Source organism: Adhaeribacter sp. (assembly GCF_057359045.1).
On record NZ_JBMQUD010000070.1, the window covers coordinates 1 to 14,907 of the forward strand.

Here is a 14,907-nt window from a genome sequence, read left to right on the forward strand (position 1 = left end):
GTAATCGTAATTCATACCAATATAGTCGGTGCTTACAGGGCCATGGTTATTTGTATCGGTTTTCCGGTTCGGAATCGGGTCGAATTTGCGGAATAATTCGCGCCAACCGGAAGCAAAAACCCGACCTAATAATTCGTAACGTGCCGGGTCGTAGCCTTCTGGTTTGGCAAAGGGAACGCGGTTATCGGGGTAGTTCGAGAGGCACATCCGGAAATTATACGCTTGTACTTTTTTATCGCCGGCGCCTTTTACGCCCGGGTCTTCGGCCGAAATTAACGGCAATAAGCCGCTGCTTTTATCGCCGGGTGTTTTATACGGGTCGATGTTGGTTTTAAAATAATGGTCGTGGTGCAGCACGCCGGTTTGTACGCCATTATATTCTTCGCCGTACAGGCTGTTGGCTTCCCGGCCCACGTGGTAACTTACGCCGGCTGCCGCCATTAAATCGCCCTCGTACGTGGCATCAATAAACATTTTACCGGTAAAAGATTTGCCGCTCAGGGTTTGGATTGATACAATTTTACCGTTTTCTTTCTTCACCCCGGTTTCCCGGTTTAGCCACTCATCGCGCAGCACATTTAATTTATTCTCTTTTACAAAATCTTCGAAAACAGCTTCGGCGGCGTGCGGTTCAAATATCCACATGGTGCGCTCATTACCGTCGATGGCGGGTGTGCCCTGGCCTTTGTTGCCGTATTCATCTTTTTTCTGCCACTGCCACGAATCTTCTTTCTGGTAATGCATATAAATGCGGTGATAAAAATCGCGGGCCAAACCGCCAATTACTTCTTTTTTGCCGGTATCGGTAAAGCCCAAACCACCCGCCGACAAACCGCCCAGGTGTTTATCGGGCGATACCACAATGACCGATTTACCCATGCGAACCGCTTGTACGGCGGCCGTTACGGCCGCCGAAGTACCACCGTACACAATCACATCGGCTTTAAAGGACTTAGACGAATGGCCTGATTGCTGACCTGCCCCACCCGAACAGGCAAACAAGCCACAACAGAGTAGCAGAATAAGCGCATAAAAGCTGGTTTTTCTCATGGTTAATATTTTTTATAGATATAGCAGTTAAGTTGTATAAGCTAAAATCCGCTCAGGTTAACCTGAGCGGAAAAAGAAATATTTCAGAGAAATCAGGGTGCCGGTACAAATAAAACTGCATCAGCCACAATTACCCCATCGGCATCTTTATTAGATACCTTCACATAAGCTTTGTTACCCTTCGGAAAATTATAGGTGCCCAAAGGTGCCCACTCGCCGGAAGTCTGACCTACCACCTGAATATCGGCTTTATTAATGGAAACCGTCTTAGGCTGCTTGCCGTCAAATATTTCAATATGGGTATGGGTACTGGCATCGGCCAGTTTTGGAAAATAAGCATACACCGCGTAACGGCCTGCTTTGCTGATAGCCGGAGTAAATTGTACTGCTTGCGCCTCGGTGGCACCCGTGCTGTTGGTAAAGAAAGTAGGGCCGTAACCACCTTTTTTATTTGTACTCCACGAGCCGGTTACTTTGGTAGCCTGGGTGTTTTCGTTGTCAACTAATATTTCGGGCGTGCTGCCATCAGCCAGCGGATTGGCAATTAATATAGCTTGCAGCTTTTTAATATCTACCTGCTGTATAGGCTGTTTGGCATCGATGGCCATGCTGGCGGCTACAGCTGCCGACTGCCCCAGCACCATAAATACTGGCTCCATCCGGATAGAACCGTAGGCAATGTGGGTTGCCGATAAACAAACCGGTACAAATAAATTTGTTGCTTCTTTTTGCTTGGGAATAATGGCGCGGTATGATATTGGGTAAGGGCCAAAACCACCTTCTTCTACGTTCCCTTCGTTTTTAACCATACCATTAATTACCTGGCGGTCGCAGTTATGCGAATCCATGGTGTAAGCGGCCATGCCTACGCCATCCTGTACTACCTCCCGACCCTGGCAATGGTGCTGCGTCATGACCAGTTCGCCGACCATGCGCCGGGCTTCCCGCACGTATAATTGGTGTGTCCAATGGCCATTCTTGGTATATTCGTCTTTGGGGTAACCCCACTTTTTCATTTCGTCGCGGATATGCGCGGGTACCCGCGGATCGTTGCCTACAAAATATAGTAAGCCTTTGGTGTAATCAACGTGATCGTTCCAGATTTTGGCACGGGTGGCGTAATCTGCTTCCGGGTAATCCCAGTTCATGCCAATCATGTCGGTAGAAAAGCCATTGCGGTTGTTAATATCGGTTTTGCCATTGGGCATCAGGCTCCAGATAAAACCACTGTTTAAATTGGTCCAGGGCTTCTTTTCCATTAACCTAATCAGCAATTCATATTTTTTCGGGTCGTAATTGGCCGGCTGGGTAATAGGTACCTGGTTGGCGGGCACATCGGTTAAGGCAATCCGGAAGTTGTAAGCTTGCACTTTTTTGTCGCCGGTACCGTTGGGCTGGAGTTCGGTTGTGTTAATGCCCCATAGTACCCCACTCTTGGGGTCGCCGGGTACTACGTACGGGTCTATGCCATCCGGAAACTGGTGCCCATTCATGAGTTGTACCCCGTTAAAAGTTTCGTTGTACTGGCTGTTGGCCTCACGGCCTACGGTATACGAAACGCCGGCCCGCGCCATCAAATCACCCTCGTAAGTACAATCCATAAACATTTTAGCCCGTACCGTTTTATTTGTTGCTGCTTTGGGTTGATAGGAGTTTTCGAGGGTAATTTCTTTGATAACATTACCATTTTTTTGCGCCGAGATTATCCGATTTTCGTAAAGTACATTTACGTTACCTCGTTTAATATATTCCTGAAAAAGGGACTCCGCTACTTTGGGTTCAAACACCCATTGCTCAAATTTGCCGTAATGCTGACCAATACGCCGATAGAAGTCGCGCGAAATACCCGTGATGGCGTATTTGTTGCCAATATCGGTTTGGCCCAAGCCACCCGAACTCATACCGCCCAAATTGCGGCCCGGCTCAATAAGCAAAACAGTTTTACCCATTTTCTTAGCGGTATAAGCGGCAATTACACCCGCCGAGGTACCGCCGTAAATACAAATATCTACTTCGGTAATATTTTTATTTTGTGCCCGCACCGGTACCTGGCTGCTAAACCAAAACAGCAAGGCCAGCGACATACATAGTAAAGATATTTTTTTCATATAGCTTTTTGTAATAATTAAATCAAATAATATTTGGCCTGTTGCAGAGAAAAGACAATTAACAAAAAATTTAGTCCAGCTATTATGGTCATTCTGCAGGAATCTAACTGGTCAGTATCCGATTAGATTCTTGACAAAAGGACCAGTTTGTGAGGCATTCTATCAATATTAATATTACACCTACACAATAAACTTTAAGCAGTTTGATATAAATAAATGCTTTAAATATTTAAGGTGGCGCTTAGCCCCAATAATGATAAGAATAATATTAAGCCAAGCGCCACCGGAAGCATAATGAAAATATTGGTTTTACCTGCCAGCTTTTATTTAACCGGCACCAATACAATGGCATCGGCTATTACCGCCCCATCGGCATTTTTATTCGAAATTTCTACATAGGCTTTTTGGCCTTTGGTAAACTGGTAGGTGCCTAAAGAAGCCCACTCACCCGATGATAAGCCAATCTCTTTTACATCGGCCGTTTTTAAAAGAATATTATTTTCTTTTTTGCCATCGAAAATGGTAATAGCCGTTTGGCTGGTCCGGTTTTCTACTTTGGGCAAATAGGTATATAGTTGATATTTGCCGCTCTTGGTAATCGCCGGGGAATATTTAACTGCTTTGGTTTCGCCTGCTGGCGCATCGGCCTGGAAACGGTTACGGCCGTAACCACCGCGGGCCGTAACCCACGAACCCGTAACCTGCACCTGGTTGTTGTCGTCGTTATCTACCAATAGCTCGGGTTGGCTACCATTTACCAAAGGATCTTGGGTGAGCCGCTGCTGTAATTTTGCTACATCTATTTGCTGCACCGGCACTTTGGCATCTATGGCCATTACCGCCGCGGTAGCCGCCGACTGCCCCAGTACCATAAATACCGGCTCCATCCGGATAGAACCGTAAGCAATATGCGACGCCGATAAGCAAACCGGTACTAATAAATTGGCGCATTCGGTACGTTTGGGGGTAATAGAGCGGTAGGCAATCGGGTATGCATTACTCACTGCTTTCTGCACGTCGCCTTCGTTTTTTACCATGCCGTTTACCACCACCCGCTGGATATTATGCGAATCCATGCCGTAAGCCGCCATTCCTACTTTATCTGGCACCACCTCAGTACCTTCGCAGTGTTTCTGGGTCATGACTACTTCGCCAACCATGCGGCGGGCTTCCCGCACGTACAGTTGGTTCGGGAAACCACCGGTTTCTTTAAATTCATCTTTCGGGTAACCCCAGGTTTGCATTTCCTGCCGGATGTGCGTTGGTACCCGCGGGTCGTGGCCCATAAAATAAAGCAAGCCTTTGGTATAATCTTCGTGGGCCTGCCAGATTTTCTGGCGGGTAGCATAATCAGCTTCGGGGTAATCCCAGTTCATGCCAATCATGTCGGTAGAGAAACCACCAAAATTGTTAAAGTCGGTTTTGCCGTTGGGCATATTTTTGATTAAGAAGCCGCCGGTGTGTTGCACCTTTAACTGGCCGTCCGGAGTTTTGCTGGTAGTAAAATCGCTGTGAATGGTTTTCCAGGATTCTTTCGCAATATTCCGGGCCAGTAATTCATAATGGTCGGGGTTGTAATTAGCCGGGCGGGTAAACGGAATCAGGTTATTTTTGTCCTGGGTTAAGCACAACCGGAAATTATAAGCCTGTACTTTTTTATCGCCGGAGCCGTGGGGTGTTAGTGCCGCACTGCTAATGCCCCATACTAATCCGCTGGCGGGGTTGCCCGGCACTTTATATGGGTCTACGCCGTCTGAGAACTGGTGAAAATCGGAAACTTGCACGCCATTATAGGTTTCGCCGTACTGGCTATTGGCTTCGCGGCCTACGGTATACGATACCCCGGCCCGGGCCATTAAATCGCCTTCGTAAGTACAATCCATAAACATTTTGGCTTTTACTACCAGGTCGTTGGTACGTACCGGCGATTCGGCATTTTCCAAAACCATTTCCCGGATCCATTCGCCTTCTTTTTTTACGCTGGTTACCCGACGGCTTTTAATAATATCTAATTTACCTTCCCGGATAAAATCGGCGTAAACTTTATCGGCTACGTGCGGCTCAAACGTCCACTGCTCAAATTTGCCGTAGTAGTTGCCAATGCGTCGGTAAAAATTTTTAGCCAAACCGGTTACGGCATATTTATTACCAATATCAGTGGCGCCCAGGCCACCGGTGGTCATGCCGCCCACAAACTTACCGGGCTCTACCAGCAATACACTTTTGCCCATTTTTTTGGCCGTGTAAGCCGCAATTATGCCCGCCGAAGTGCCGCCATAAATACAAACATCTACTTCGGTAATATTTTTTTGCTGCGCCTGCACAGCTTTTTCAGAAAAAATAAAGGTGAAAGAGAAAATAAGCAAAAAGAGTCGTTTACCAGGTATCATAGAAAATAATTAGGTTGATAAAGATGAGATATGTTCTCCCAATTGCCCGCCTGGTTCTGGAACCAGGCGGGCTAATTACTGTAGGGCAAGGCAAAACTAGCAGAAAGAATCCGGGAACAAAATTGTAAATGTCTGGCTTGCTACAAAAACATGTGCCTCCAGGTAAAAGGCTGTACATACCCGATTAAGCCAATTATATTTTTGCGCACGCACCTTTACACTATTGCCAGAATGTTTTGCTACACCGGGCGGGAAATATTGCCGGCCCAAGTTGCTTTATTCAGTAGCCCACATTTAATAACCGTTGTTTTGTACCAGTTTGGTATTGGTTAATATTTCGATGTTCGGGATTGGCCATAAATAATCTCTTTTGGGATCGAATGACCGGGTTTCTACCAGGCGCATTTGCGCCCGGTTGGTTACACCACTGTAATTAGGCGTACCGTTAGCATCAATTACCGGAGCGTTAGATAATAATCCGTTCGGAATCCGGCCTAAGAAAGGACCGTTCATGACCTGCTCGGCAATTTTCCACCGCCGGATATCAAATAACCGGAACCCTTCCATGCCCAATTCATATTTTCTTTCTTTGCGTACAATAGACCGCAATTCGGCTTGGCTTTTACCTGGCTGAATGGGTGGCATGTTTACCGTAGGCCGTTGTCTTACTTCGTTTATGGCCTCGTACACCGATGCATCTATCTGATTGGCTTCTATTTTGGCTTCGGCATAAGTTAAAAGAACTTCGGCATAGCGGGCTAAAATAATATTTAGTTCCGAGTTACTCCGGTCATCTTTATCGGTCATGTCGGTGTATTTGCGCCAGCAATAACCCGTGTAGGTAGCAAAAGCGTGGGTAGCTTCGGTATTCGCTACGCGGGTAGCGGGCGTGGTATTGTAGTTCCAGGTGCGCAAACTATCTTTGTGGGTCTCAAATTTGTAATTAAAAAAGTTTGAGCCTGGTAACGCCACGGTATACCCTAAACGGGGATCGCGGTTTTCAAAAGGCTTTTTGGGATCATAAAGCGGCGATTTATCTATCGATAGGCCATCTATGCTTTCAAAAGAATCGATGTAGCTTTGGGGCGGCACTTTGTTAGAAGTACCCTGCGCCATGCGCGAAAGTAAATTATTTGTAGCAGAATGGGTTATAATGCCTTTCAGATACTGCAACGAAAAAATGATTTCGGTTGAGTTTTGGCCGGCATACATAAACAACTGGGCGTAGTTATTGTGCAGTTTGTGGTATTTTAAATCCATAACCGCTTTGGCCGCGCTGGCCGCAATGTCCCATTTTTCGTTGTATAATGCCGTCCGGGCTTTTATGGCCAGGGCCGCTCCTTTGGTTGCTCTACCCTGATTTCTCGCATCGTAACTTACCGGCAAATCGGCAGCGGCTTCGTCCAGTTCCGTAAAAATAAAAGAAACAATTTCTTCTTTGGGCGATCTGGGCAACTGGGCTTCTTCGAGTTTAAGGCTTTTAGTAACCAGGGGCACTCCGCCAAAAAGCTCAATTAAATAATGATAATTTAAAGCCCTGATAAACCGGGCCTCGGCCTTAACCTGAGCATAAGTAGCCGGGCTAATTTTATCTTTTAGTTTATCAATATTATCGAGCAGGAAAATACAACGGCCAATACCGGCATACGAGTCGGCCCAGATGGAACGGGCATAACCATTGTTGCTATCGTGGCTGCCTTTGCCTATTTCTTGCCAGGCACTGTTGTTCCGGTCCCAGCCAATATCCGATGTAGCATCTAATAAAATAGCCATTGGCATGTTATCACTAGGCTTATAATTAAGCGATTTATAACAGCCGTTAAGCCCCATCATTAATTCGTCCTGGTTAGCGTAAAAAGAAGCATCTGACGGACCTTCTAACGGGTACTTTTCCAGGTAATCGTCGCAAGCCGGTGTAATTAACACCAGGCAAGCAAAAAGTGTCCAGTATTTTATTTTATGTAACATAGTGGTGTTTATTTAAAAATTAGCGTCAATTCCAAAACTATAAACCTTAACCTGGGGATAAGCATTACCAATACCTACCGGCGTTTCTACATCGTAGCCTTTCCAGAATTTATCTACTGTAAACAGGTTTTGGCCATTCACATACAGGCGTAGGGTTTTCATGCCAATTTTTGTGCTTACCCCAGCCGGAATGTTATAGCCAAACTGCAGGTTTTTCAGGCGCAGGTAAGAAGCCTCTTTTAACCAGAAACTGGAATTTTTTTCGTTGTTAGATTCACTAAAAGCCAGGCGCGGAAAAGTGGCATTGGGCGTTTCGGGTGTCCAGTGGTCTTTATGCTGTTCCTGTACGGTACCGCCTAAATAAAAAGGCATAATACCTTGCTGGTACAAGTAGCCATCGGCTTTGCCTACACCCTGAAAAAACACATTCAGGCTAAAGCCTTTGTAAGACGCATTAAGCGTAGTTCCAAAAGTATACCGTGGTATGGTACTGCCAATAATTACGTTATCGTTGTCATTAATCAGGCCGTCGTTGTTTTGGTCTTTGTACTTAATATCGCCGGGCTTAACGCTGCCAAATTGCTTGGCGTGCTCAGCCACTTCCTGCTCAGTCTGGAAAAGGCCTTCGGCTTCAAAACCATAAATAGACCCAATGGGATAACCTTCGCGGTTAACGGTAAGGCCACTACGGTTAACGCCGCGTAAGTCAATTACTTCGTTTTTCACATCCGACAGGTTAACGCTCACATCGTAACGAAACTGGTTTACCGAGCCCCCATAACGCATACCTAATTCCCAGCCTTTGTTATGTACTACACCCACATTTTGCTGGGGGGCACCCAAGCCAATTATCAAGGGCACATCTAAAGTGTATAAAATATCGCGGGTTTTCCGAAAATAATAATCGGCGGTAAAAGTAAGGTTATTCAGCAAGGTTAAGTCAAGGCCTAAATCAGTCATTTCGGTGGTTTCCCAGGAAATTTTGGTATTAGCCAAAGTATTGAGGGCGGCTACGTTTACAATTTGCTTACCAAAAGTGTATGAACCGATATTGATAAAAGAAGTAAACGGATAATTACCAATATTCTGGTTACCCAGGCGGCCCCACGAAGCCCTGAATTTTAATTCGTTTATCACGTTTTTGGTTGGTTCCATAAAGGGTTCTTCGGAAATCCGCCAACCCGCCGATACCGACGGGAAGAAACCATATTTATTGCCCTTAGCAAAACGCGAAGAGCCATCGTAGCGGCCGTTTACTTCAAGTAAATATCTTTGTTTGTAATCGTAATTAAAGCGGCCAAAGAAAGACTGCAAAGCCCATTCGGCGGCACTACCCGAAGATTGCTGATTATCGGCTGAGCCTGTATTTAATACCGGGTAATCCGGCAAAATAAACCCATCTCGGAAAGCATACACTCTATCGTTGCGGAAATCTTCGCGCGAGGCACCGGCCAATATTTTTACAGCATGGTCGCCAAAGACTTTATCGAAAGTAAGCGTACCCCGGAAGTTATTGTAAAGGTCACGGTCACTTTGTTCGGCCAGGGTAGATTTGGCAGGTGCCATATAACTTAAAGTACCGTCGGGCTTATACGTTTGCACGGACCGGTTAAAATTTTTATCTACCGACTCCGCATATTTGGGTGCGGCGGTTATTTCGGCCAATAACCAATCTACCGGTCGGTAATTAAACGATAAATTGAGTAAGGCATACGGGCTGTTGTTTTTCCGTTGGCCACCGTTCCGGCTAAAAGCAATGGGGTTGTCGCCATTCCAGCCTTCGCCCCAGGTGCCATTCGAGTTTACCCCTAACTGGTTTGCCGGAATCCGGTTCATCCAATGAAAAACCTCTGATGCTCCCCGCCCCGGCTCTTTGGTAACGGCACTTACCAGTTGCAAATCGAATTTCATTTTAAACTTATCCGAGAAATCTACATCGGCGTTGTTGCGCAAGGTAAGCCGTTTAAAACTAGTATTTTCAATAATCCCTTTCTGATCAAAATAGCCCAACGAGGTTAAAAAACGGATTTTTTCGCCGCCGCCGTTCAGGTTCACAAAATGGCTTTGCATAAAGCCGGAACCTGTAAGCACTGCTTTCTGCCAGTCGGTATTAGGATATAAATCGGGGTTAGTGGCCCCTTCGGTGCGATATTTCTGAATTAGTTCATTGGAATACAACGGCGACCGGCCCACGTTTACATAGGCTTCGTTGGTCAGCAACATGTGGTCGATGGCGTCGGTCATGTTGGGCAGGTTGGTTGGCGTTTGGTAACCAGCGTAGCCGTTATAGCCAATGCTTAGTTGGTTACTTTTAGCGCGCTTGGTAGTTACCAGAATAACGCCGTTAGCCGCCCGAGAACCGTAAATAGAAGCCGACGCTGCATCTTTTAACACCGAAATCGTTTCAATTAAGTTGGGGTCGATGTTGTTGATGGATCCTTCAATTCCATCTATTAAAACCAGTGGGTTAGAGTTCCCCAAAGTACCAATACCCCGGATCCGGATGGTTCCGGCATCGGCACCGGGCCGACCAGAACTTTGGGTTACGGTTACCCCCGGAGCAATGCCCTGCAAAGCTGCCGAGGTTTGCCCAATGGGCCGGGAAGTTAAGGCTTCGGAAGAAATGGACGATACCGCCCCGGTAAGGTTAACTTTTTTCTGGGTACCGAAACCTACTACCACTACTTCTTCCAGGGCTTTGGCATCTTCTTCCAGGGTTACATTTAAAGTACCGCCCGCGGCCGGAACGGCTACCTCCTTCGTCATAAACCCAATAAAAGAGAAGATTAAAGTACCGCCACCATCTGGTACCGATAAGGAATAATCGCCGTCGGCGCCAGTTGTAGCGCCCACAGTGGTACCCTTTAACAACACGGTTACGCCTGGTAAACCTTCGCCGGTTTTAGAAACTACCTTTCCTTTTATTATTTTATCCGGCAGTAATGCATTAATCTCTAAACCGCGCTGCGGCAAGTTTGTAGCGTTATCCGGGAACGTACCCGATATTTGACGAGTAAAGGCCAGATTAGCAAAAGATTTCTTTGTAACAACTGTTTGGACAGCAAATGGAGATTGTTTTTGGGGCAAATAGTTGGATGCTGCGGTTAATACCTGTGCCTTTACGGGTATAAAAGTACTAGCACACCCAATTACCAGCCCCACTTGCAGGAGCTTGCGTAGTGGTTTTGACATGTGTTTATTTTTTGTAGTGGATTTTTTGTGTGTTTGGGTTTAAAGTTTGTTGGGGTCGGCCAGCCCACCTTCCTGTTTATGCTTGGCTTTGATCAGGATAATTTCTCCTTAAATGTATAAAAGTATTCTTTATTTGCAATAATCTAAGAATTGGTACCCAAGCCCAATTATTAAAAATTTAGCAAAAGCTTGACCCAAACATCCTATAAGCTGCATCAAAATCGCGGGTATTACCCTCGTAACCGTACTTATACAGTAACTGCGGTATAGTTTGCGGCCGATCGTGAATATCGTTTAAGATAACAAATTTAAAGCCTTCTTCGTCGGTAGCCGGGGTTTTAAACGTGTACATGGCACTTTGCAAAGGCTTATCAAATTCTACTTTAGAAGCCTGATAATCCAGAATCGCTTCCGACACAATCCGGTATTTGTAAGGGGTACCGGGTTTTAAATTTTTAAGGGTTATTTTGTTTATCCGGTTATGGGCCTGGATTAAGCCATTTTGCAAGCCGTATACCATTAAATTTAAATAATTACCCGAGCCGTACTCTACCCAACTCAAGCAATTTTTATTTGTAATCCACATAATGGTTACCTGGTCCGGACCTAAATTCTGCAAATACGGTCCGGCTAAAAAGGCATTCGTCGCGTCTTTATCCTGGTCTAAGATTTGGTTTGTTCCTAAAACCGGCAGCGACCATGTACTTAAAGCACCAATTTCAGATACTTTTTTAATAAATCTTCGGCGGTTAAAAGCCATACCCTAAATATTAATTATATGTGGCAGCAAATAAGTTAACAGGTAATTTTTAGCATACTTTTTAGCGGCATACGTTTAGCTACTACTTACCCGATGCTCAATATAGTATAACCATAAATGACGACCCATCCTATCGGAATTAACTATTACCGAAAAGGGAACTTAGTTCCCCGCCTAAATTTAGGCGGGGTTAGGGTTGGTGGTGTTTAAATTGATTTCCGATAAGGTAAGATGTTGTCTATATAAGAATACATATTTTAAGGTAATATTTCAAACTTAAATAGTAATATTACCTACTACTTGCCCGGCATCATTTACCATTTCGAGTGCAAAAGACGTTTCGTCGGCTTTTACCCGGATAATAGTGCGGGCTCCTTCTTTGGGTCCGCCGCCAATTACAATGGGATAACTATGCTGGGCATCTACTTTGGGGTGGATGCCATATCGGTGGGTATGTCCCGAAATAAGTAAATCTACTTTGGCTTTATTCAGGATAGGCCCAAATACTTCCCGGCAATGCGTGGTGCCGTGCCAGTTGCCCGAGTAGTAAAAAGGAATATGGCTGAATACGACTTTATATTTTGCTTTTTTAAATTCTTTTTTCTGTACTTCTTTCTTTAGCCATTCGGCTTGTTCTAACCGGTATTTATCAAAATCTACCAGGCCATAATATTCTTTATCTCCATCGGGTTTGTCTTCGCCGGAGTCCAGCACAATGGCATACACGGGCCCTTGCTGAAAAGAGAAATAAAACCTGGGTTCTTTGTTATTAAAATAATTATTTAAATGCCGGGCAAATTTCCCCCGCGTTTCGTGGTTGCCTCTCGAAAAAATAAACGGCGTAGTTTTAGAAAATAATTGCGATAAAGGACTTAATAAATGATTTACCAGTTGGTCTTCGTCGGTCTGGAAATCAAACATATCGCCGTTTAAAAACACAAAATCGCTTTTACCGGTACCGCTGTATTGCATTAAATGCGCAAAAGATTTGGGCCGGTCGTGAATGTCATTAAAAACCAGGAAAGATACATTTTTGCCTTTGGGATCGGGCGTTTGGAAAGGGTACGGTTCGCTCACGTACGTTTCGCCGTAAATAACTTTGTAAGGATCAAATTTTTCTATTACCCGGCAACTAATACGGTAATAATATTTATTTCCGGGCGATAAATCGGTTAAGGTAATGCCGTGCACCGTATTATAAGCCTGAATAAGCCCGTAATCGACCGCAAAGGCTTTTTTATCTAAAGTTTCGGGCGTGGCGCCGTAATCGACCCAACAGTAACAGGGTACATGGGTAATCCAGCGCACGGTTACTTCGGTGGGTAAAGGCGATTGCAGGTAAGGCTCGGCTTTTAAGATAGGTAAATCAGGTTTATTGCTGGTTTTTTCTGGAGCCGAAGCCAGTGCCTTAAAGGGCGTTAAGCCTGCCACCCCCATTACCCCCAACGCCGAAACAAACGTGCGCCGGTTAATTTCTTTTGAATTTTCGTCTTTTTGAGGCATTATAATAACACTTTAGAAGTACTAAATTTAAGGTTTAGTCCGGATTTTCAGTTACCGGCAAGCCGGTATTTTTAACTTTTACCTTTAGCTGGTTAAAAGTTGAAAATACCGGCCTGTTGGCAATTACCAAATATTCTTTTCGAAACCGGGTTAATAATTTGGATTTTGTTCGAGTTTGGCGTTTTTCTGGATTTCAGTAACCGGAATCGGCGAAAAATACCCTTTGGGGTGGAAAGCCCGCGGACCTACCTGCACAATTTTATACTGGTAAGTATGGGTGGTTCTGTCGGGGTTTAGTTTAGCCACAATATCAATTCCGTTGGCAGGCGTATTCATTACTTGTTCGGCCATTAACCAACGGCGGATATCAAAATAGCGGTGGCCTTCAAACGCCAGTTCATACTTGCGTTCATAGCGATACATAGCTTCCAGCGCCGGCCCGGCTATAGTACTGGTTAGGGCTGGCATTCCTGCCCGGGTGCGTACTTTGTTTATATATGTACGGGCTTCGGCATCTTCGCCCAGTTCCAAACAAGCTTCGGCATAATTTAACAACACCTCGGCGTACCGGAACATAATCCAGGGTTGCTCGCCCCGGAAAAACTGCCCGTCTACGTTTCTATCTAGAAACTTGCGGGTATAATAACCGGTGGTAGAGGCATTCCAGTTCTCGATGGGGCTAAAACGGGTATCTACGCCCCAAACTACATCAATTTTGTTTGTAGTGGGGTTCCAGACTTCAACACTGCCGGTTTGAATAATGCCGAGGGGATCGGAGGCGGCAGCATCGGAAGGCCGGGAGCGCCAGGGCGCACCGTTGTACAGAATAGACGCATAAAAACGCGGATCGCGATTTTTGTAAGGCTCTTTGGAGTGTTCCGGATTGTTCCAGCTAAAAGGCGTACCATCTCTTAACTGATAACCCATCACAAAATTCTCGATTGGCAAATTACCGCCCCAGTTATGGTAGCCATTGGGTCCATTCCACAAATCGACGGAGGTGCCTTGCAATTGTTTGTTGTGCAGTTTGGCAAATAATATTTCGGGGTTGTGATTGTCCAGGAAAATGCGGGTATAATTTTCGGCCGCCGAATCGGTGGGGGCATACAAACCATGTTTACCGGGATTATCGATAACGGCTTTAGCCGCGGCTTTGGCGGCCTGCCACCGTTGTGCCTGGCTGCCCGTGGTATACCCCACCAAGGCATTGGTATTGCCGGGTTTGTTAAATAAGTCGCTGGCCGCGTACAACAGCATTCTGGATTTTAAAGCCATGGCCGCATATTTGGTTGCCCGGCCGGTGTTATCGCTATTATAACTGGAGCCTAATAATTCACTGGCCTGGTCGCAGTCTGCTACAATGGCATTTACGCATTCTTCAAAAGAACTACGGGAAATAAACATGGCTTCGCTGTCGTGGAGGCTAAAGGTTTCGGTTACCAAGGGTACCCCGCCCCAGTGGCTTACCAGGTTAAAATAATAATATGCCCGCAGAAAACGTACTTCGCCCGTAAGCCGTTTGCGCCAGTTATCATCTTTAAAGGTTACTTCATCAATGCGCTCCAGAAAAGTATTGCAGTTGCGAATACCTTTATAATAATTGCTCCACTGGCCAAACTGGGTAAGCGTACCCATATTTTCGGGCGTAAGCGTTCCTTTTACCACCACATCGGTGCCTTTGTCGCGCAGGTACATGCCCTCGTCAGAAACAGCGGTGTGCATTACTTTCCAGCTATCGGTAAAGGGGTCCCAGATACGGGCGTACAAATCATTTACAAATGCTTCTACCAGGGCCGGGTCTTGCCAAACGTCGGCATCGCTAATTGAGTCTAAAGGTTTTCTTTCCAGAAAATCTTCTTCGCAGGCAGTTGCACCGGCAAGCAATATTATACTTGCCAGCACCAATATTTTTTTAGTTATATTTTTCATCTTTTAT

At 45.5% G+C, this 14,907-nt stretch carries 8 protein-coding genes; all 8 read right to left on the reverse strand.

Translation table 11 applies throughout. The features are described 5' to 3' along the window. The coding region (locus tag ACO1R6_RS11425; protein WP_486264855.1) for an FAD-dependent oxidoreductase at positions 1 to 1,050 on the reverse strand (1,050 nt) is incomplete at its 3' end. Between the two features lie 92 nt (positions 1,051 to 1,142). Next, entirely contained in the window at positions 1,143 to 3,158 is a 2,016-nt protein-coding gene (locus ACO1R6_RS11430) for an FAD-dependent oxidoreductase (RefSeq protein WP_486264856.1), read from the reverse strand. A gap of 323 nt (positions 3,159 to 3,481) precedes the next feature. After that, complete coding sequence (locus tag ACO1R6_RS11435; protein ID WP_486264858.1) at positions 3,482 to 5,548, reverse strand: FAD-dependent oxidoreductase; 2,067 nt, start codon at positions 5,546 to 5,548, stop codon at positions 3,482 to 3,484. A 294-nt stretch (positions 5,549 to 5,842) separates the two neighbouring features. Then, positions 5,843 to 7,516: a RagB/SusD family nutrient uptake outer membrane protein gene (locus tag ACO1R6_RS11440; RefSeq protein ID WP_486264860.1), complete on the reverse strand. Its 1,674-nt coding sequence runs from the start codon at positions 7,514 to 7,516 to the stop codon at positions 5,843 to 5,845. 12 nt (positions 7,517 to 7,528) lie between these two features. Beyond that, the gene (locus ACO1R6_RS11445; protein ID WP_486264862.1) at positions 7,529 to 10,708 is read right to left on the reverse strand and encodes a SusC/RagA family TonB-linked outer membrane protein; all 3,180 of its coding nucleotides are present in this window, start codon (positions 10,706 to 10,708) and stop codon (positions 7,529 to 7,531) included. A gap of 178 nt (positions 10,709 to 10,886) precedes the next feature. Beyond that, positions 10,887 to 11,468: a fibronectin type III domain-containing protein gene (locus ACO1R6_RS11450; protein WP_486264863.1), complete on the reverse strand. Its 582-nt coding sequence runs from the start codon at positions 11,466 to 11,468 to the stop codon at positions 10,887 to 10,889. A 276-nt stretch (positions 11,469 to 11,744) separates the two neighbouring features. Continuing rightward, positions 11,745 to 12,971 (reverse strand): purple acid phosphatase family protein, encoded by a 1,227-nt coding sequence (locus ACO1R6_RS11455; RefSeq protein WP_486264864.1) that lies wholly within the window; start codon positions 12,969 to 12,971, stop codon positions 11,745 to 11,747. 150 nt (positions 12,972 to 13,121) lie between these two features. After that, complete coding sequence (locus tag ACO1R6_RS11460; protein WP_486264865.1) at positions 13,122 to 14,900, reverse strand: RagB/SusD family nutrient uptake outer membrane protein; 1,779 nt, start codon at positions 14,898 to 14,900, stop codon at positions 13,122 to 13,124. Positions 14,901 to 14,907: the final 7 nt, after the last annotated feature.